At 32.1% G+C, this 20310-nt stretch carries 18 protein-coding genes and 1 tRNA gene; 13 read left to right on the top strand and 6 right to left on the bottom strand.

Annotated elements, in window-relative coordinates; translation table 11 throughout:
• Window positions 1–45 precede the first annotated feature (45 nt).
• From ACI389_RS00860 to ACI389_RS00805, 12 genes are all read left to right on the top strand, one after another.
• Window positions 46–1596, top strand: coding sequence for a DNA-directed RNA polymerase subunit B'' (locus ACI389_RS00860; protein WP_439779671.1), 1551 nt, complete (start codon window positions 46–48; stop codon window positions 1594–1596).
• 9 nt (window positions 1597–1605) lie between these two features.
• Window positions 1606–3828 (top strand): DNA-directed RNA polymerase subunit B, encoded by a 2223-nt coding sequence (gene rpoB, locus ACI389_RS00855; protein ID WP_439779670.1) that lies wholly within the window; start codon window positions 1606–1608, stop codon window positions 3826–3828.
• A gap of 25 nt (window positions 3829–3853) precedes the next feature.
• Entirely contained in the window at window positions 3854–6859 is a 3006-nt protein-coding gene (locus ACI389_RS00850) for a DNA-directed RNA polymerase subunit A' (RefSeq protein WP_439779669.1), read from the top strand.
• Between the two features lie 38 nt (window positions 6860–6897).
• Complete coding sequence (gene rpoA2, locus ACI389_RS00845) at window positions 6898–8046, top strand: DNA-directed RNA polymerase subunit A'' (protein ID WP_439779728.1); 1149 nt, start codon at window positions 6898–6900, stop codon at window positions 8044–8046.
• Between the two features lie 8 nt (window positions 8047–8054).
• Window positions 8055–8354 carry a 50S ribosomal protein L30e gene (locus ACI389_RS00840; protein ID WP_439779668.1) on the top strand — a complete coding sequence of 100 codons (300 nt, stop codon included), beginning with the start codon at window positions 8055–8057 and terminating at the stop codon, window positions 8352–8354.
• A gap of 6 nt (window positions 8355–8360) precedes the next feature.
• Window positions 8361–8792 carry a NusA-like transcription termination signal-binding factor gene (locus ACI389_RS00835; protein ID WP_439779667.1) on the top strand — a complete coding sequence of 144 codons (432 nt, stop codon included), beginning with the start codon at window positions 8361–8363 and terminating at the stop codon, window positions 8790–8792.
• Between the two features lie 323 nt (window positions 8793–9115).
• Window positions 9116–9541: a 30S ribosomal protein S12 gene (locus tag ACI389_RS00830; RefSeq protein WP_067044341.1), complete on the top strand. Its 426-nt coding sequence runs from the start codon at window positions 9116–9118 to the stop codon at window positions 9539–9541.
• Between the two features lie 13 nt (window positions 9542–9554).
• Complete coding sequence (locus ACI389_RS00825) at window positions 9555–10115, top strand: 30S ribosomal protein S7 (protein ID WP_439779666.1); 561 nt, start codon at window positions 9555–9557, stop codon at window positions 10113–10115.
• Between the two features lie 22 nt (window positions 10116–10137).
• Window positions 10138–12339: an elongation factor EF-2 gene (locus tag ACI389_RS00820; RefSeq protein ID WP_439779665.1), complete on the top strand. Its 2202-nt coding sequence runs from the start codon at window positions 10138–10140 to the stop codon at window positions 12337–12339.
• 146 nt (window positions 12340–12485) lie between these two features.
• The gene (gene tuf, locus ACI389_RS00815; RefSeq protein WP_439779664.1) at window positions 12486–13727 is read left to right on the top strand and encodes a translation elongation factor EF-1 subunit alpha; all 1242 of its coding nucleotides are present in this window, start codon (window positions 12486–12488) and stop codon (window positions 13725–13727) included.
• 68 nt (window positions 13728–13795) lie between these two features.
• A complete protein-coding gene (rpsJ, locus tag ACI389_RS00810; RefSeq protein WP_432644606.1) occupies window positions 13796–14104 on the top strand; it encodes a 30S ribosomal protein S10 in 309 nt (102 codons plus the stop codon).
• 35 nt (window positions 14105–14139) lie between these two features.
• Window positions 14140–14222, top strand: a tRNA-Ser gene (locus ACI389_RS00805).
• Between the two features lie 23 nt (window positions 14223–14245).
• Here ACI389_RS00805 and cobK read toward each other — a convergent pair.
• The 3 genes from cobK to ACI389_RS00790 are packed head-to-tail and all read right to left on the bottom strand — an operon-like array spanning window position 14246 to window position 17854.
• Window positions 14246–15031, bottom strand: coding sequence for a precorrin-6A reductase (gene cobK / locus ACI389_RS00800; RefSeq protein WP_439779663.1), 786 nt, complete (start codon window positions 15029–15031; stop codon window positions 14246–14248).
• Window positions 15028–17460, bottom strand: coding sequence for a calcium-translocating P-type ATPase, PMCA-type (locus ACI389_RS00795; RefSeq protein ID WP_439779662.1), 2433 nt, complete (start codon window positions 17458–17460; stop codon window positions 15028–15030). Before ACI389_RS00795 ends, cobK begins: the two co-directional genes overlap by 4 nt.
• Window positions 17461–17464: 4 nt before the next feature.
• Entirely contained in the window at window positions 17465–17854 is a 390-nt protein-coding gene (locus tag ACI389_RS00790) for a UPF0146 family protein (protein ID WP_439779661.1), read from the bottom strand.
• A gap of 68 nt (window positions 17855–17922) precedes the next feature.
• Between ACI389_RS00790 and rimI the strand changes: the two genes are divergently transcribed.
• A complete protein-coding gene (gene rimI / locus ACI389_RS00785; RefSeq protein ID WP_432644602.1) occupies window positions 17923–18378 on the top strand; it encodes a ribosomal protein S18-alanine N-acetyltransferase in 456 nt (151 codons plus the stop codon).
• Here the strand turns inward: rimI and ACI389_RS00780 are convergent.
• The 3 genes from ACI389_RS00780 to ACI389_RS00770 form a co-directional block, all read right to left on the bottom strand.
• Complete coding sequence (locus tag ACI389_RS00780) at window positions 18349–18852, bottom strand: zinc-ribbon domain-containing protein (protein ID WP_439779660.1); 504 nt, start codon at window positions 18850–18852, stop codon at window positions 18349–18351. The genes rimI and ACI389_RS00780 overlap by 30 nt on opposite strands.
• Before the next feature lie 90 nt (window positions 18853–18942).
• Window positions 18943–19431 carry a hypothetical protein gene (locus ACI389_RS00775; protein WP_439779659.1) on the bottom strand — a complete coding sequence of 163 codons (489 nt, stop codon included), beginning with the start codon at window positions 19429–19431 and terminating at the stop codon, window positions 18943–18945.
• A gap of 10 nt (window positions 19432–19441) precedes the next feature.
• A complete protein-coding gene (locus ACI389_RS00770) occupies window positions 19442–20065 on the bottom strand; it encodes an energy-coupling factor ABC transporter permease (RefSeq protein WP_439779658.1) in 624 nt (207 codons plus the stop codon).
• Window positions 20066–20310 lie beyond the last annotated feature (245 nt).

The raw sequence follows: 20310 nt of genomic DNA, 5'->3' as shown, positions 1-20310 counted from the left end.
TTTAGTTAATTATTTTTATTGCGTTTATGTAATTGGAGGATGTTCATGACAGTGAATAATTGGAAATTAGTTGATGCATTTTTCGATAAATACGATTTAGTTGACCATCATATAAAATCCTACAATGATTTTGTAAATAATAGGATTCAAAATATTATTGATATTACTGAGCCTATTTCTTTGGATGATGGTAAGTATACTTTAAAAACTGGGAAAATACGTATCGAAAAACCATCCAATAAAGAAGCTGATGGTTCTAGAAGTATTATTGACCCTACTGAAGCTAGACTTAGGAATTTAAATTATTCTGCAGATATGTATCTTGAAATGGCATTAAATGAAGAAGGAGAAGACAACCCATTAGAGGAAGTGTATATTGGTGAATTACCAGTTATGCTTAAGTCTGATATTTGTCATCTTAATGGTCTAAATGATGAAGAATTAATAGCAAAACACGAGGACCCTCAAGATTTAGGAGGTTACTTCATTGTAAATGGTTCCGAAAGAGCTGTTGTTACAATGGAAGAAATTGCACCGAATAAAATTATTCTTGAACGTCTTGGTGAAGTTGAAGAGAGACATGCTAAGGCTGTTGTGACTTCAATCAAAAGTGGTTTTAGAGCTAGAATTACCTTAGAATATAAAAAACCACGTAAAAACAAAGCGTTTTTAAGGATTTCTTTCCCATATCTTCCTGGAGAAATTCCATTAGTTGTATTATTAAGAGCTCTTGGTTTAGCTACTGATCAAGAAATAATCACAGCTATTTCTGATGATAATAACTTCCAGATGATGATTGCAGATGATATCCAAGTTTCTCAAGAAGAATTGGATAAATTCATAGATCAAAGTATCATCAAAAATGGTGACATGGACGAAGTAAGACAACATTTACAAGATGCTGCTATTAAGTATATTGGGAATAGGGTAGCTAAAAACATGCCTAAAGAGTATCGTTATAAACGTGCTAAGGATGTTGTCAACCGTTATTTATTACCTCATATGGGTATTGAAGAGGAAAGATGTTATGATAAAGCCATTTACCTTGCTGAAATGACTGAAATGTTATTAGAAGTCATTGAAGAAAAAAGAAAGCCACACGATAAGGATCATTACACTAATAAAAGGCTTAGAGTATCTGGTGACTTAATGGAAGATTTATTCAGAGTTGCTTTTACTAACTTAACAAGAGATATGAGCTATCAACTTGAAAGGAGCCTTGCTCGTGGTAAAGATCTTTCAATTAAGCAAGCAGTTCGTAGTGATGTTTTAACTGAAAACATTAAACATGCAATTGCTACTGGAAATTGGGTTGGTGGAAGAGCTGGTGTAAGTCAACTTTTAGATAGGACAAGTTATATGGGAACTCTTTCTCATTTAAGACGTGTTGTATCTCCTTTAACTAGAAGTCAACCTCACTTCGAAGCAAGAGATTTGCACCCAACTCAATTTGGTAAAATATGTCCAAATGAAACCCCAGAGGGACCTAACTGTGGTTTGGTAAAGAACTTAGCATTATTGTGTAATATTTCAGAAGGTTCTGATGAACAAGAAATTATTGATGTCATTGAACAAATGGATGTTGAAATGATTTAAGGATGTGGAATGTTGTCTGTAGATTATAAAAAACCTGAAACTGAAGAGAAAAAGGCGTTTTATTATTTTGGTTTTGAAAAATTAGCTCCTTTTAATGAAGTTGATGCAATTATTACCCAATTAAAAGAAAAATTCGCTGAGGATGAGGAAGCATTAGAAAAAATTAATTATCATGCTGAATTCATAGAATCTTATTTTGATAGTGATGAATTAAAAGCTGATGATAGTTTAAACGTTCCATTTAAGAAAGATAAACGTAGAGCTAAATGGGAATCTTATAAAAAAGACTTTCCAGAAGTTGACTTAACAGGAGATGTAATTTCCGAAGAGATAATTGAACCTGTTGAGGAAATCCTCGATGAAGTTGTTGAAGATGTTAACGAGATTGAGCATGTTGAAAATCAGGTTCCTGTATTTAATAAGAAACATTCTCAAACTAAAATTTATATTAATGGGGAACTTTTAGGTTATTGTGAAGATCCTATTACATTTACTCATGAAATGAGGGAAAAAAGAAGGAACGGAGTAATATCTCATGAAATGAATATTACCTATTATGAAGAAAATCACGAGATATATATCTTTAATGATCCTGGAAGAGCAAGAAGACCTTTAATCATTGTTAAAGATGGTATTCCTCTTTTAAGAGAAGAACATATAAATAAAGTTGCTAATGGTAAATTAAACTGGGATGATTTAATCAATAGTGGGTTTATTGAATATTTGGATGCTGAAGAAGAAGAAAATTCATATATTGCAATGAATTTAGCTGATTTAACTGAAGATCATACTCATTTAGAAATCGACCCAGCTACTATGTTAGGTATCTGTGCTGGAATTATCCCATTCTCTGATCATAACTCTTCTCCAAGGAATACAATGGAAGCAGGTATGACAAAACAAGCTTTAGGATTATATGTATCAAACTATGCATTGCGTACTGATACTAGGGCTCACTTATTACATCATCCTCAAACTCCTATTGTTAAAACACGTATTATTGATTCAACTAATTATGATTTAAGACCATCTGGACAAAACTTTGTTGTTGCTTTAATGTCTTACGAAGGATATAACATGGAAGATGCAATGGTTATTAACAAAGCAGCTTTAGAAAGAGGTCTTGCAAGATCATCATTCTTCAGAGCATATGATACATCTGAGAAGAAATATGCTGGTGGTCAAGTAGATAAATTTGAAGTACCTGACAAAAATGTTAAAGGATATAGATCTGAAGAGGCTTACAGAAACTTAGATGATGATGGTGTTGTAAATCCAGAATCATATGTATCTTCCGGTGATGTATTAATTGGTAAAACCTCTCCTCCAAGATTCTTAGAGGAAAACTTTGGAAGCGTTGCAGATAGGAGAAGAGAAACATCTATTACTGTAAGACATGGTGAAAAAGGTATTGTTGATGCAGTTCTTTTATCTGAAACTGTTGAAGGTTCTAAATTAGCTAAAATTAGGGTAAGAGATACAAGACAACCTGAATTTGGTGATAAATTTGCGTCAAGACACGGTCAGAAAGGGGTTATTGGTTTGATCTTATCTCCAGAAGATGTACCATTTACAGAATTTGGTGTAGTACCTGACTTAATTGTTAATCCTCACGCGATTCCATCTAGGATGTCCATTGGACAAGTACTTGAGATGGTTGCTGGTAAAGTTGGATGTCTTGAAGGTGAAAGAGTTGATGCAACTCCATTTAACCAAACACTTGAAGATGAAATCCAACAATTACTTCTTGATAATGGATTTGAATCTGCAGGATGTGAATCATTATACAGTGGAGTAACTGGTGAAAGATTAGATGCAGAAATTTTCGTTGGTGTTGCATATTACCAAAAATTACATCATATGACTACTGATAAAGTTTATGCTCGTTCCAGAGGACCGGTTCAAGTTCTTACTCGTCAACCTACTGAAGGTAGAGCACGTGAAGGTGGTTTAAGATTTGGAGAAATGGAAAGGGATTGTCTTATTGCACATGGTGCAGCATTGACTCTAAAAGAAAGATTGTTGGATGAATCTGATAAATATGAAGCAGTAGTATGTGAAAACTGTGGTATGTTAGCAGTAGAAGATACTAGCAAACATAAAAAATACTGCCCAATTTGTGGTGATGTGGAAACATATCCTGTTGAAATTTCATATGCATTCAAATTATTATTAGATGAACTTAAAAGTTTATGTATTTTCCCTAAATTAGTTTTAGGAGACAAAGCATAATTAAATTTATTAAAGGAGCAAATACATGAAAGCATTTATTAAAAAAATTGAGAGAATTAATTTTGGTTTAATGTCTCCTGATGATATTCGTAAGATGTCTGTTGTCACTGTTGAGTATCCTGACACTTATGGTGATGATGGTTTTCCTATTGATAAAGGGTTAATGGATCCTCATTTAGGTATTATTGATCCTAGTTTAGTTTGTAGGACTTGTGGATCTAAAGGTGGGGTTTGTCAAGGACACTTTGGTAGTATTGAATTAGCTAGACCTGTTATTCATGTTGGTTTTGGGGATGTTATTCATAAAATTTTACGTTCTACTTGTAATGAGTGTGGCCGTACTCTTTTAACTGATGAAGAAATTGATGAATACACTCAAAAGATTATTGAACTTAAAGCTCAAAATGAGAGTATTTCAGGCATTCTCAAAGAGATTTATAATGAAGCTAAAAAAGAAGGAGAAGAATGTCCTCATTGTGGTACTATTCAAGATAAAATCAGTTTAGATAAGCCTGTTTCACTTGTTCAACGTATTAATCCTCTTTATGAATTTAAGAAAGTATTCTTTGAGGAAAATGGTACTGATTCAATTACTATTGAAGAAATTGGACCAATAGCTAGTGAACTTGTTGAAAATAAGGATATTCATTTCCAAAATAAATTATTAGTTAATAGTAATCTTTTAGAGCGTTTTTCTGAAAGATTACATGATGTTGATTATCTTCTTAACATTTTAGAGTTGGAAGATGAAGATGGTTCTTATGAAGTAAACAATACTCGTTTGAACAATATTTTCAAAACAGTCATTAATGATAATAACTTAACTGAAGATTATAAATTGACTGCTTCTGAAGTTCGTGAAAGACTAGAAAAGATTTCTGATGAAGATTCTTTTGTTTTAGGTGTTAATCCGGAAGTTGCAAGACCTGAATGGTTAGTTTTAACTGTACTTCCAGTGCCTCCTGTAACTGTAAGACCATCTATTATTTTAGATACTGGGGAACGTTCTGAAGATGACTTAACTCACAAGTTAGTAGATATTTTACGTATTAATCAACGTTTACTTGAAAACATGGAAGCAGGTGCTCCACAATTAATCGTTGAGGACTTATGGGAATTATTACAATATCATGTAACTACTTACTTTGATAATGAGGCTAGTGGAGTTCCACCTGCAAGACACAGATCAGGTAGGCCACTTAAAACATTAACACAAAGATTAAAAGGTAAAGAAGGAAGATTTAGATCTAACCTTTCAGGTAAAAGGGTTAACTTCTCTGCTCGTACTGTAATTTCACCTGATCCTAACATCAGTATTAATGAAGTTGGTGTTCCTGAAATGATTGCTAAAGAAGTGACTGTGCCAGTGTATGTTAATGAATGGAATATTGATGAAATGAGAACATACATTGAAAATGGTCCTGAGGTACACCCTGGTGCAAACTATGTAATTAGTGGAGATAGGAAAAGAAGAGTTACTGATGAGACTAAAGAGTTTATTCTTGAAAACTTAGAACCTGGTGTCATTATTGAAAGACATTTAAAAGATGGGGACATGGTTTTATTCAATCGTCAACCTTCTCTTCACAGAATGAGTATGATGGCACATGAAGTAAGAGTTTTACCATATAAAACATTTAGGTTAAACTTATGCGTATGTCCTCCATACAATGCGGATTTCGATGGGGATGAAATGAACATGCATGTTTTCCAAACTGATGAGTCTCGTGCTGAGGCAAAATCTTTAATGCGTGTACAGGAACATATTTTATCTCCAAGGTTCGGAGGACCAATTATTGGAGCTATTCACGATCACATTTCAGGTGCTTACCTTTTAACTCGTGATGGTGTTGAATTTACTGAAGAGCAAGCTTTACAAATTATCAGAAAATCTCATCTTAAAATCCCTGAGTTTAAATCTAACCAATGGATTTTAAAGTATGGTCCTGATGAAAACGAAGAATCCTTTATTTACAAGGAAAAAGGTGAAAAATGGACTGGTAAAGAATTGTTCTCATTATTATTACCTAATGATTTAAACTTATCTTATAGTGCTGAAATTTCCAAATGTCCTGTTGTTTATCCACCTGAAGATGCTAAAGTTGTTATTAAAAAGGGTATTCTCGTACAAGGTGCAATAGATGAAAGTGCATATGGATCATTTTCTGGTAAAATCTTAGATAAAATTGTTAAAGAATATGGTCCTGGAAGAGCTAAAGAATTCTTAGATAGGTCTACTGACCTTGCTATCTGTGGAATTATGAAAACTGGAATTACTACTTCATTAAATGATGAAGAAATTCCTGAAGAAGCTCAAGACCGTATTAATGAGCATTTACAAAATAAAATGGATGAAGTAGATAAACTTGTTCAAGCTTTTGAAGAAGGTTATCTTGAAGCTTTACCAGGTAGAAGTCTCGAAGAAACTTTAGAGATGAAAATTATGCAAGTTCTTGGGGAAGCTAGGGATATGTCTGGTCAAATTGCAGAACATTATCTTAACATGGGTAAACAATATCCTGATGATCCTTATGATCATGTAATGGCTGTAGAAAACCACTCTGTAGTAATGGCACGTACTGGTGCAAGAGCATCAATGTTGAACCTTACTCAGATTACTGCTTGTGTAGGACAACAAGCGGTTAGGGGTGGACGTATTGAAAGAGGATACATTAGTAGAACCTTACCTCACTTCAAAAAAGGTGAGTTAGGTGCAAAAGCAAAAGGATTTGTTCACTCAAGTTATAAGTCTGGACTTGATCCAATTGAGTTCTTTTTCCACGCAATGGGGGGAAGAGAAGGTCTTGTAGATACTGCGATTCGTACTGCACAATCTGGTTACATGCAAAGAAGACTTGTTAATGCATTACAAGACTTACAAGTTAAATCTACTGGACTTGTTACTGATAACCAAGGTAATGTTATTCAAACTATGTTTGGTGAAGATGGAGTGGATCCAGCAAAATCTGACTTTGGTAAACCAGCAAACTTAGACAAACTTATAGATGAAATTAGAATGGAAGGTAAATAGGTGTAACTATGGATGAAATTATAACTAAAATCAATGATATGATTGCTGAGATTAATGAAACCGAAAATCTTGGTATTAATTTTGCAGATAGTTATATCAATGATTTAGCTGAACATTATATTAGTAGTGATTTAACTGATGATGAGTTACGTAAACTCATAATTAAACTTAAACAAGCCTATGACCGAGCTCACGTTGAAGCTGGCGAGGCTGTTGGAACAGTAGCTGCACAATCTGTAGGTGAACCAGGTACTCAGATGACTATGCGTACTTTTCACTATGCAGGGGTAACTGAGTTAAACGTAACATTAGGTCTTCCAAGACTTATTGAAATTGTGGATGCTAGGGAAAAAATCAAAACTCCAACCATGGATATTTATTTCACTGAAGATAAACGTGATGATGAAGAATTCGTTAGAACTTTAGCTAATAAGATTGGTAAAAGTACCATTAATGATATTCTTTTAGATTTCAATTTAAACTATGGAACCATGGAAGTTGAAGCAGTTTTGGATAATAAGAAAATTGCAGAAAAAAGACTTGATAGAGGAGAAATTGATGCAAAAATTTCAAAAACCTTTAAAAAATCTGTGATTAATGGAGATAATATTGTTTTATCCATTGATAAGAAGGATTCTGATTTTATTATCAGGGAACTTCGTCTCTTAGCAGACAAATTCCGGGACTTGCAAATTAGTGGTATTAAAAATATTGGAAGGGTCATTATTCGTCGTGATGATGAATGGATTATCCACACTGAAGGATCTAATCTTAAAGAAGTTCTCAGTATGGAAGGTATTGACCAAATAAGAACTACCACTAACAATATTCATGAAATTGGTCAAGTTTTGGGTATTGAAGCAGCTCGTAGATCAATTATTAATGAGGCTCAAAAAACCCTTTCTGAACAAGGTCTTAGTGTTGATGTAAGACATATTATGTTAGTTGCAGATATTATGACTTCCGAAGGTGTTGTCAAGTCCATTGGAAGACATGGTATCAGTGGTGAAAAATCAAGTGTTTTAGCTCGTGCAGCTTTTGAAGAAACTGGTAAACATTTACTTCACGCAAGTATTCGTGGTGAGGTGGATGATTTAACAGGTATCATCGAAAATATTATTATTGGACAACCAATACCTCTTGGTACCGGTTCTGTCGGTATCAAAATGGATTATAAAAATGAATAGGAGGCTAGATGATGGACGTAGATAGAGGAATCAGAGTAGCTGTCGATACTGGTGATGTAATTTTAGGCTCTGAAAAATCAATTCAATCTTTAAAATTAGGGAAAGGACAACTTGTTGTTGTTGCTGCTAACGCTCCTGAAGATATTATTGAAGATGTTGAATATTATGCAAATCTTTCCGAAATTCCATCTATCATATATGATGGAACTAGCGTAGATTTAGGGTCTGTTTGTGGTAAACCTTTTACAGTTGCTACATTAATCGTTAACGATCCAGGAGATTCTACAATATTAGATGATTTGAGGTAGATTTAAGTGTCTATTAAACTTAGTGCAAATGAAATTAGATTCATAGCTCTTTTCGAAAACATGACTGGAGCAATGGTTAAAGATTGCATTATCGATGATGAACATGGAAAAGTTACATTCATTGTTAAGAATGGTGACATGGGACTTGCTATTGGTAAAGGAGGTAGTTCCGTTTCTAAAGTTCAAAGAGCAGTAGATAAAAGTGTTGAAATCATTGAGTTAGATGACAATCCAATACAATTTATCAAAAATGTTTTATCCCCTGCAAAGTTACAGTCTGTTAAAATAAGTCAAGGACAGTCAGGTGAAAAAATAGCTATTGTCACAGCAGACAATACCAACAAACGTATTGCTATCGGTAAAAACGGAATCAATATTGAAAGAGCGAAATTATTAGCTAATAGACAACATAATATTGATAATATTATTTTAAAATAGCTTTTTAGCTATTTTAATTTATTATTTTTTTTAAAAATTACTTTTTTTATTTATTAATATCTAAAATACATACCTTTATAAAGGTTAAAATATATAAATTATCATAAGATATCTGTACTGTTTATAACTTGGCTATGTGTGCTTTTTGTCAAGGTTTTTAATATTATTTCAGGATATCTTCTTTTTAGATAAACTTGTTTATCTATAATTATTATTTACTGATTAATATCTTAGAATTTAGATTGTACTATTGAGTATAGTATAAATCGCAGCGGTGGATTCTTTGATATATTTTTAAGATAAAAAAAATTCGAGGAAAAATTATGCCAGGACTTTTTGCTGCAAAAAAACTTAAAAAGAATAGACAAAATTTTAAGTGGAAAGATGTAGATTACAAAAGAAGAGCTTTAAGGTTAGATGTTAAAGCAGACCCTCTTGAAGGAGCTCCTCAAGCTAGAGGAATTGTAATCGAAAAAGTAGGGATAGAAGCAAAACAACCTAACTCTGCTATTCGTAAATGTGTACGTGTTCAATTAATTAAAAATGGTAAACAATTAACTGCTTTTGCACCAGGTGACGGAGCTATTGGATTTATTGATGAACACGATGAAGTAATGATTGAAGGAATTGGTGGACCATCTGGAAGATCCATGGGGGATATTCCTGGGGTTCGTTGGAAAGTTTCCAAAGTTAATAATGTAGCTTTATCAGAAATGGTAAGTGGAAAAATAGAAAAACCTGTAAGATAAGGGGATTATATTTATGAGTAAATTATTTGGTAAATGGGATCTCGATGAAGTAAAAGTTGAGGACTTAGGTTTAGTAAAATATATCTGCTTAGATGAAACTTTAGTTCCACATACTTCTGGTAGACATGTAAAAAGACAGTTTGCAAAATCTAAAGTATCAATTGTTGAAAGATTAATGAATAAAATCATGAGGACTCATCTTAACTCTGGTAAGAAAAATAAAGCTTATAATATTGTTAAAGATTCTTTAGAAATTATTAATAGAAGAACTAAACAAAATCCTGTTCAAGTTTTAGTTAAAGCAGTTGAAAATACTGCACCTCGTGAAGAAACTACCCGTATTAAATATGGTGGTATTGGATATCAAGTTGCTGTAGATATTTCCCCACAAAGAAGAGTTGATCTTTCATTAGGTTTCTTAACTAGAGGTACTTTACAATCTTCATTCAAAAACAGAAAGTCTGTTGCTGAATGTTTAGCTGATGAATTGATTCTTGCATCTGAAGAAGATTCAAGAAGCTTTGCTTTAAGAAAAGCTGAAGAGAAAGAAAGAGTTGCTAAAGCAGCACACTAATTATAATGTTTAGGTGGTTATTTTGAGTAGAAGAGACAAAATGATTGCAAAAATTAAAGAATTAATGTATAAACCTGATCAAATCAGAAACATTGGTATCTGTGCTCACATTGATCATGGTAAAACTACTTTATCTGATAACTTACTTGCAGGTGCAGGAATGATTTCCGAAGAACTTGCTGGTGATCAAAGATTCTTAGATTTTGATGAACAAGAACAAGCACGTGGTATCACTATCGATGCAGCTAACGTATCTATGGTACATGATTATAAAGAAAATGAATATTTAATCAACTTAATTGATACTCCAGGACACGTTGATTTTGGTGGGGACGTAACTCGTGCTATGAGAGCTGTAGATGGTGCAGTAGTTGTAGTTTGTGCTGTAGAAGGTATTATGCCTCAAACTGAAACTGTATTCAGACAAGCATTAAAAGAAAATGTAAAACCAGTTTTATTCATTAACAAAGTTGATAGATTAATTAATGAATTAAAATTAGAACCTGAAGAATTACAAAAAAGATTCATCAATATCTACATGGAAGCTAATAAATTAATCAAAAATATGGCTCCTGAAGATAAAAAAGAAGAATGGTCATTAGATTTTACTGATGGTAGTGTAGCATTTGGTTCTGCATACCACAATTGGGCTATTAATGTACCAACTATGCAAGAGACTGGAGTTAACTTTAATGATATTATCGAATATTGTAACGAGGATAAACAAAAAGAGTTAGCACAAAAAGTACCTTTATCTGATGTATTATTAGGTATGGTAGTCGAACACTTACCTTCTCCTAAAGAAGCACAAGTTTACAGAGTACCTAATATATGGGATGGTGACATTGATTCTCCTGCTGGAGAATGTATGGTTACCACTTCCCCTGATGGACCTTTAGCAGTAATGGTTACTAATGTATCTGTTGATAAACACGCTGGTGAAATTGCAACTGGTAGGGTTTATGGAGGAGCTATTGAAAAAGGTACTGAAGTATATCTTGTTGGTTCTCATGGTAAATCCAGAGTTCAACAAGTAGGTGTATATTTCGGACCTGAAAGAGTTAATACTGATAAAGTTCCTGCAGGTAACATTGTATATGTTGCTGGTGCAAAAGGTGCTATTGCTGGTGAAACTTTATGTGATCCTGAACACAAAATTGTTGAGTTTGAAGGATTAGAACACATCTCTGAACCTGTAGTTACTGTTGCTGTGGAAGCTAAAAACACTAAAGATTTACCAAAATTAATTGAAGTTTTAAGACAAGTAGGTAAAGAAGATCCTACTGTTAAAATTGATATTAATGAAGAAACTGGTGAACACTTAGTATCTGGTATGGGAGAACTTCACTTAGAAGTTATTGGTTACAGAATTGGAGAAAAAGGTGTAGATATCACTACTTCTGAACCTATTGTTGTATACAGAGAAACTGTAAGACAATTATCTCCACAAGTTGAAGGTAAATCACCGAACAAACATAATAGATTCTACATTACTGTTGAACCTATTGAACCTGAACTTTACGATGCTATTCAAAATGGTGACATTAAAGAAGGTAAAGTTAAAGGTAAAGAAGCAGCTAATGACTTCATGGAACATGGTTTAGAAAAAGAAGAAGCTAGAAGAGTATGGGCTGTTCATAACAGAAGTATCTTCCTTAATATGACTCGTGGTATTCAATACTTAGATGAAGTTAAAGAACTCTTAATTGAAGGATTTGAATCTGCATTAGAACATGGTCCTTTAGGTAATGAAATTTCCATGGGATTAAAATTCAAACTCCATGATGCAAAACTTCACGAAGATGCAGTTCACAGAGGACCTGCTCAAGTATTACCTGCTATTAGAAATGCAATTTTAGGTTCTATGATGCTTGCTGAACCAGCATTACTTGAACCAATGCAAAAAGTAGTTATTGACACTCCTAATGATTATATGGGTTCCTGTACTCGTGAAATCCAAAACAGAAGAGGTCAAATTGTAAACATGGGTCAAGAAACTGGAGACATGGCAAGAATTGAATCTAAAGTGCCTGTAGCTGAAATGTTTGGTTTCGCTGGTGACATTAGATCCGCTGCTGAAGGTAGATGTTTATGGTCTACTGAAATCGCTGGATTTGAACCACTCCCACGTGAGATGCAACACCAAATTGTAAAAGAAATCAGACAAAGAAAAGGCTTATCTGCAGAACCATTCCCTGCAAGCCACTACTTAGGAGATTTATAAAATTAAAATTTTTTAATTTTTATATTTTTTTTATTAAAAATTATAAAAAAACATTACATATTTATATGTTAAAGTATAAAAATACATTTAAGCTAACATTTAGGCTTATAGATATTGTTTGTTAATATTACAAAGAGGTTATTATAATGGCAAAAGAAAAAGAACATATCAACTTAGCATTTATTGGACACGTTGACCACGGAAAATCCACTTTAGTTGGACACTTATTATTAAAAGCTGGTGCAATCGCTGAACAACAATTAGACGATGGTGAAAACAAATTCAGATTTGTTATGGACAAATTAGGTGAAGAAAGGGAAAGAGGAGTAACTATCGATTTAGCTCACCAAAAATTCTCCACCAAAAAATATGATTACACTGTAGTAGATTGTCCTGGACACAGAGACTTCGTTAAAAACATGATCACTGGTGCTTCCCAAGCAGACGCTGGTGTTTTAGTAGTTGCAGCTGACGACGGTGTAATGCCTCAAACTAAAGAACATGTTTTCTTATCCAAAACTTTAGGTATCAATCAATTAATCGTTGCAATTAACAAAATCGATTTAGTAGATTACTCTGAAGATAAATACAATGAATTAAAAGAAGAAGTTTCTAACTTAATCAAAACTGTTGGATTCAACCCAGCTAATGTGCCTTTCATCCCATTATCTGCATTTGAAGGAGACAACATTAAAGAAACAAGTGAAAACACTCCTTGGTATAAAGGTGACTCTTTAATTGATACTTTAGACAAATTAACTCCACCTGAAAAACCTACTGACTTACCTTTAAGAATTCCTATTCAAGATGTTTACTCCATTACTGGTGTAGGAACTGTACCTGTAGGAAGAGTTGAAACTGGTGTAATGAAAAAAGGTGAAAATGTTATATTTGAACCAGCTGGAGCTTCTGGAGAAGTTAAATCTATCGAAATGCACCACGAAGTATTTGAAATGGCTGAACCTGGTGACAACATCGGATTCAACGTAAGAGGTGTAGGTAAAAACGATATTAGAAGAGGAGATGTAGCTGGACACACTGATAATGCTCCTACTGTTGCTAAAGAATTCGATGCACAAATTGTTGTTTTACAACACCCTGGTGTAATCACCGTTGGATACACTCCTGTATTCCACTGTCACACTTCTCAAGTAGCATGTACTTTCTTAGAATTATCTAAAAAATTAAACCCTGCTACTGGTGCTGTTGATGAAGAAAACCCTGACTTCTTAAAAACTGGTAATGCAGCAATTGTTAAAATTAAACCTACCAAACCAATGTGTCTTGAAAATGCAAAAGAAATCCCTCAAATGGGTAGATTTGCTATCAGAGATATGGGTCAAACTGTTGCAGCTGGATTATGTCTTAACGTTACCCCAGCAAAATAAGTTTGTAAACAATAATTAGAAAGTAATCATTTACTTTCTTTTCTTTTTGTTTTATTGGAGGATACTAAATGAATCAAGCAAGAATTAAGCTTACTGGAACAGACCCAGAAAAATTAGCATATGTTTGTGATCAACTCAAAAAAATTGCTGAAAGAACTGGTGTAGACTTATCTGGTCCTATTCCATTACCTACTAAAAAATTAGTAGTACCTACAAGAAAATCTCCAGATGGAGAAGGTAAAGCTTCTTGGGAAAAATGGGAACTCAGGATTCATAAACGTTTAGTTGGTATTGGAGCTGACGAACGTGCTATGAGACAAGTCATGAAAATTAACGTTCCTGATAATGTAAGTATTGAAATTGAACTTAAAGGATAGATATTTAGATTTTTTCTAAATATTCCTTTTCATATGCCGAGATAGTCTAGTCTGGTAAGGCGCAGGACTTGAAATCCTGTGGAGTCTCTCCGCCTGGGTTCAAATCCCAGTCTCGGCGTTATTTTTATATATTTTTTATCTTTAAAAAAAGTTTTTTATTTTATTATCTAATTCTTCTAAATTAGATACAATATCTTTTTTATTTATTTCTTTTATTTGTGGTCTTTGAATCATAATTATTTTAATGTTTTTGATATTTGCTGCTTCTATTTTATCAAGAACTCCACCAATTTCACCACTTTCTTTGGTAATTATGATTCCAGCATCATACTTTTCAATTAATTCTATATTTTCTTCTTTACTTGCTGCACCAGTCATAGGGATAATATGATTTGGGTTGATATCTAGTTTTTTACATTTTTCAATGGAGGATTTTACTTTCACTATTCTTGGATAGAATTTTTCTGTAGAAACATTTTTCAAAACATCTTCCATTGTGTTAGCTCCTGCAAAATGTAGTACATTTGATTGATTGAACTCATTTGATATTATCTTTCCTGCATCAACAAATGAATTTGCATATATAATGTTTGATGTATTAATATTTTTGAGGTTGGTGATAGGTCTTTCAAAACGTAAATATGGAATTTTTAATTCTTTTGCAATACTTGTACTTGTCTGTGTGATGTGTGATGCAAAAGGATGTGTAGCATCAATTAATATATCAAATTTTTCATTTGTTATTATATTTATTATCTCTTCTTTAGGAAGTGGGCGAGCAATAATATCATCACTTCCACCTTCTTTAGCTAATTTAGCTCCATATTCTGTTGTTGTAGTTGTCAATATAAATGCATCATAATTCTTTTTAATAAATTTTATGATATTTATTGAATCTTTGGTACCGCCTAATAGGAATATTTTCATTTTATCACTTTATTCATTATTTTTTGTGTAAGTAATATTGTTGATGCTACAATAATTATTATCACCCATTCTGTGATGTTTAATGCTGTTGTTCTAAATATTACTTGTAGTTGAGGTACATATATGATTAATAATTGCAATATGAATGATCCTAAAACTCCCAGATAAACATATTTGCTAGATTTATTTGAGTTAGCTTTTCCATTCAATGCGTTAAATAATTGATAAACTACAAATAATGTAAATGCAATTGTCATTGCTTTTTTAGTTGTTGCTCCATTATAAATCTCCCAACTAAATATTATAGTTGTCCCGATTGCCATTATTAATCCTAAAATAAATATCTGAAACAATGTATTTTTTGTTAGAATATCTCCTGTTTCAGGAGGTCTTTTCATTGTATCTTTTTCTGCACCTTCCATTCCTAATGTTTGTGCAGGAGGTCCATCCATAACGATATTAAGCCATAGTAATTGTGCGGGATTAAATGGCAATGGTAAATTAAGAATGGAAGTTCCAACTATTGTTAATATTGCACCTACATTTGTTGATACTTGGAATTTTACAAACCTTTTGATGTTATCATAGATTTTACGTCCTTCTTTTATTGCTTTTACAATTGTTGAAAAGTCGTTGTCCTGTAAAATCATATCTGCTGATTCTTTTGAAACATCAGTTCCATCCCCCATTGCAACACCTATTGATGCTTTTTTAAGTGCAGGTGCATCGTTTACACCATCACCAGTCATTGCAACAATGTTTCCTAAACTTTTCAATGTTTCCACAATTCTCATTTTTTGTTCAGGTTTTACTCTTGCATAAACTTGAATATCTTCAACTATGGAGATATATTCTTCATCTGTGAGTTCTTCTAACTCCCCCCCAGTTATTACTTGTCCTTTTTCTGTTAATATACCTAAATCTTTTGCTATTGCGCTAGCTGTTTTTTCATGGTCTCCAGTAATCATTTTTACTGATATTCCAGCATTTATACAGTCACTAACAGCTTTTTTAGCGTTTTGCTTTGGAGGGTCGATTAGTCCAACTAATCCTGTGAATATGAGATTTTCTTCAATTTTAGTTTCATCATTAATTTTGTATGCAAATCCTATTACTCTCAATGCTTTTTCACTCATTTCATTAATCTTGTTTAATATATTTTCCTTTGTTTTAGCATTGATAATTTCGATGTTTCCATCATTGTCTATATATTTACATTTATTTAGAATTATTTCAGGAGCACCTTTTGATAAAATGATTTCATTTTTACTATCTAATCTATGGATAGTAGTCATCATTTTACGATTGCTGTTAAGTGGAATTTCATCAATACATTCAAGTGATGATTCATAGCCTTTAGCAAAATGTAATATAGCACCATCTGTTTGGTTTCCAATTACTTTATCATCTTTAATTGTAGCATTATTACATAATTTTGAAATTAGTAGTGTTTTATCCTTATTTAAGAGATATTCTTCAACAACACTCATTCTATTTTCAGTTAATGTTCCAGTTTTATCACTACATATTATTGTACATGATCCTAGAGTTTCTACTGATAATAATCTTTTAACGATTGCATTTGAAGATGCCATTTCAGTCATTCCTAATGCAAGAGTTAATGTTAAAACAGCTGGAAGACCTTCAGGAATAGCTGCAACAGCAAGTGAAACAGCAGTCATGAATGTTTCAACAAGTCCAACACATTGCAATAATTCTAAAGCAAAAACAATGATACAGACTATAATAGCAATTGCGGATAATATTTTTCCAAGTTTACCAACTTTTATTTCAAGAGGGGTTTCTTCTTCTTTTTCTTGAATTATTCCTGCAATTTTTCCTATTTCTGTTCCCATTCCAATGTTTTTTACAATCCCTATTCCATGACCTGAAATGATATTGGAATCCATATAAATTTCGTCACCTATTTCTTTTAAAATAGCCTCAGATTCTCCTGTAAGGAATGATTCATCACAATTTAAATCATTACTGTTAACTAGCACTATATCTGCAGGGGATTTACTTCCTTCTTCAAGAATTACAATATCTCCAATGGTTAGTTCACTTGCATTAATTTCTTGTATTTCATTTTCCCTTCTGACAATAGCTTTTTTAACTATTAAATCTTTAAGATTGCTGATTGCATTCCTTGATCGGTATTCCTGAATAAATCCAATTATTGTGTTAAGCAAAACCGCAAGTAATATCACACCAGCATCTATAAAGTCTCCAATTATCATAGATGCAATTGCTGCAATAATTAATAATGCAATTAAGATATCAGCAAATTGAGATAAGAATAAAATTATTAATGGAGTTGGTTTTTCCTCATCAATCTCATTTAAACCGTATTTTTTCTGTCTTCTTATGACTTCATTTTTGCTTAAACCATCAAGTGATGTTTTAAATGCTGCTAGTTGATTTTCCATTGAATCACCTTAAAACATAAAAGCTTGCTTTTTTATAATTCTTCAATTTCATCTTGGTTCTACCGCTGTTTAAATCCTCATTAGTCAGTGGTTTTATAATTAATTGTGAATTTATTTTTAGTGCAAGATTAATAATGTGTGGCTGAAGTTCGCTTGGAGGCCTTATTGAATAAATAATATCTACATCTTCATATAATCTGATATCTGGATTTGTAATGTCATCTTTGATTATATTGTCATCATTTGGATTTATATCAGTTTTAATGAGTGTTATATTATCCATTTTTGAGAGTTCTTCTGAAACCTTATTAAATTTTCCAATTCCAATTTCTGCAATCTTGACTTCTTTTGAGCCAATTTCATTTAAAATATAATCCGCAAAATCTTGCCACATAGTTATCCTCAATTAATATTAATATATCCAAATTATTAAATACATTGTTTTGTATAGTTAATGTTATTATGATTATTCGAAAATTTTGTCCAACTGATTTAAAAAGAGTTTTTGAAATAGAAAACATGTCATTTGATCAGTCTTACGGGATAAAAATGTTTCAACAACTGTATGAAATGGGCATTGGTTTTTTAGTGGCAGAAGAAGATAGTTATGTAATTGGTTATGTTATGTTTTGGATTAAGTATGAATCTTGTGGCCATATAATTTCAATAGCTGTTGATAAAGATTATAGGCGTTTAGGTGCGGGAACTAAACTTCTTATAAAGGCTATTTCTGTATTATCTCTCATTAATCTTGATACAATATATCTGGAAGTAAATGAGAATAATGATGGTGCGATTGAGTTTTATAAAACATTTAATTTTAAGGTAGATAGGACTGTCCCTAATTATTATACAAATGGTGATGGGGCTATTGTGATGTATTTACCATTAAGGAATGGTAAAGTTTCCAGCGATTAGCTGTTGATAGTTGCTGAGTACATCTGCTGGGATGGATCCAGTTAAATATAGTGCTCCAATCAACACGATGTAAAATACGAATATTGCAAGTTGTATAATTCCGTGTTTTCTAACATTAGGATCTTTTCTTGTAACTAGGTAGATTGCAAGAATTAAACCTAAAATCCCACCTAAAATTGAAAAGATGTATCCAAATATTATAATCCATTTGGTCCAGTTACTGCCTTTTTGAACAGGTGCTTCACCAACAACTTCTTTTTCTATGACTATTGGTTTTATTTGTGTTTTATTTTTAAAAATGAGTGGGGTACCACATTTAACACAGAACTCTGCTTCATCAGGATTTTCATATCCACATAATGGGCATGAATTTTCTGTTTGTTCTATTTTTGCAAATTCCCTTCCGCATTTTATACAAAAACCGTATTTATCATCACTTGTTGAACCACATTGTGGGCATCTTCTAAAAACCATTCTATCACTTACTTTAATAATTAAATAATAATAGGTTATAAAGTTTTTTAATTTATGTTAATTAAATTGTAGGGATAAATGGCTTTTAGATTAGTTCTTTTTTTTCATGAGGAATATTCCACATCCAACACCAATTAGAATTCCTATTATTATACCCATCACTAATGGTAATCCGAAGCTATTATTGTTTTGAGTATTTTCTACTGGTGCATTCATTATACTTTGGAGTCCATCAAGTATAGTATCATTATTGACATCATCTACAATTATTATCCTATCGGATAGTTCTTTATGCTCTTTTAGGAAATTGTTACCTTCATCTTGATAAGCTACAAGTAATATTCTTTTGTTTGTGTTGTTTATAGAGTGTTCTAAAATGTGTGAAACTTCATCTTTAGATGTGAATTTATACACACTGATGTTCATTCCATTGCTTTCTGCAATGTCTTTAACGAGTATTCCGTTAGTGTCGTTTGCAACAACCATGGTATCAGCGGTCACATCAACTCCGTGAGCGGATACTGCTGTTACACTTATTATTAGTCCAATTATTAAAATTAATATTTTTAAGTATTTCATAGTATCTCCTTTAAATTCTATTTATTTCGATTGCTTGGGGCTTAGTTTTTTCAATACTAGTTATTATAATTACATTTGCAAATCCCTCGATAAATGCAATAAATAGGTAAAATGGAACTAATGTTGAAAGTAGTATGTCAAGGTTCATTGCACCTGAGATTAGTAAAATGACTACCTGTCCAAATGTTGCAAACATTATTCCAATGATTGTTGATCCAAATATTGCCATTTTTTCATTTAATTGAATGAATAATTTATAAAAACAATAGGTTACAATTGATAATATGAAACCCATTACGAGGAAATTTGCACCTAATGATGTTATTCCACCCATATTTAGAATTAATACTTGCATAATCAGGGTTATAAATGAAACAATTGTGCCAGATAATGGACCTAATAAAATAGCCACTAATGGTATTAAAAAGAAGTGGATTGGAACTCCTAAAGGGGATGGAACAGAAACAGAAGTAACAACCATTGTAAATACACTAAAAAGTGCTATTGATATAATTCTTTTTTCTTTATTTTCATCTTTAGAGAACTTATAAAAAAATATTGAAATGATTATTAATGTTATAATCCAGTAGAATGCTGCTTGTTCAAAACTTATAATTCCATCAGGTAAATGCAAATTATCACCTTTTTTGATTTCATCATACTTTTTGAAGTAATACTATATAATAGTATTTCGTATTACATTTTCTATGGTATTTTATTAAAAAGTATTACTAATTAAACAAATGATTAATTTTTATGATATTTTTATATTTTTTTTCAATTATTTTTTTAAAATAATAATTTCAAATTCTTTTTAAAATTATTTTTTTTTATTAATACTGCATTCATTTGGAGTTATATTAAAAAATACATTGAGTA

It is taken from the genome of Methanobrevibacter sp. (assembly GCF_051877095.1).
Taxonomy (GTDB): Archaea; Methanobacteriota; Methanobacteria; order Methanobacteriales; family Methanobacteriaceae; genus Methanocatella.
Note: the sequence above shows the minus strand (reverse complement) of the source record. Positions and strands in the feature narration are given on the sequence as shown.

Excerpts from the sequence above, each read along its gene's own strand:
- ACI389_RS00860 (WP_439779671.1), top strand. The coding sequence starts at position 46 with ATGACAGTGAATAATTGGAAATTAGTTGATGCATTTTTCGATAAATAC.
- rpoB (WP_439779670.1), top strand. The coding sequence starts at position 1,606 with ATGTTGTCTGTAGATTATAAAAAACCTGAAACTGAAGAGAAAAAGGCG.
- ACI389_RS00850 (WP_439779669.1), top strand. The coding sequence starts at position 3,854 with ATGAAAGCATTTATTAAAAAAATTGAGAGAATTAATTTTGGTTTAATG.
- rpoA2 (WP_439779728.1), top strand. The coding sequence starts at position 6,898 with ATGATTGCTGAGATTAATGAAACCGAAAATCTTGGTATTAATTTTGCA.
- ACI389_RS00840 (WP_439779668.1), top strand. The coding sequence starts at position 8,055 with ATGATGGACGTAGATAGAGGAATCAGAGTAGCTGTCGATACTGGTGAT.
- ACI389_RS00830 (WP_067044341.1), top strand. The coding sequence starts at position 9,116 with ATGCCAGGACTTTTTGCTGCAAAAAAACTTAAAAAGAATAGACAAAAT.
- ACI389_RS00825 (WP_439779666.1), top strand. The coding sequence starts at position 9,555 with ATGAGTAAATTATTTGGTAAATGGGATCTCGATGAAGTAAAAGTTGAG.
- tuf (WP_439779664.1), top strand. The coding sequence starts at position 12,486 with ATGGCAAAAGAAAAAGAACATATCAACTTAGCATTTATTGGACACGTT.
- rpsJ (WP_432644606.1), top strand. The coding sequence starts at position 13,796 with ATGAATCAAGCAAGAATTAAGCTTACTGGAACAGACCCAGAAAAATTA.
- cobK (WP_439779663.1), bottom strand. The coding sequence starts at position 15,031 with ATGAAAATATTCCTATTAGGCGGTACCAAAGATTCAATAAATATCATA.
- ACI389_RS00795 (WP_439779662.1), bottom strand. The coding sequence starts at position 17,460 with ATGGAAAATCAACTAGCAGCATTTAAAACATCACTTGATGGTTTAAGC.
- ACI389_RS00790 (WP_439779661.1), bottom strand. The coding sequence starts at position 17,854 with ATGTGGCAAGATTTTGCGGATTATATTTTAAATGAAATTGGCTCAAAA.
- rimI (WP_432644602.1), top strand. The coding sequence starts at position 17,923 with ATGATTATTCGAAAATTTTGTCCAACTGATTTAAAAAGAGTTTTTGAA.
- ACI389_RS00780 (WP_439779660.1), bottom strand. The coding sequence starts at position 18,852 with ATGGTTTTTAGAAGATGCCCACAATGTGGTTCAACAAGTGATGATAAA.
- ACI389_RS00775 (WP_439779659.1), bottom strand. The coding sequence starts at position 19,431 with ATGAAATACTTAAAAATATTAATTTTAATAATTGGACTAATAATAAGT.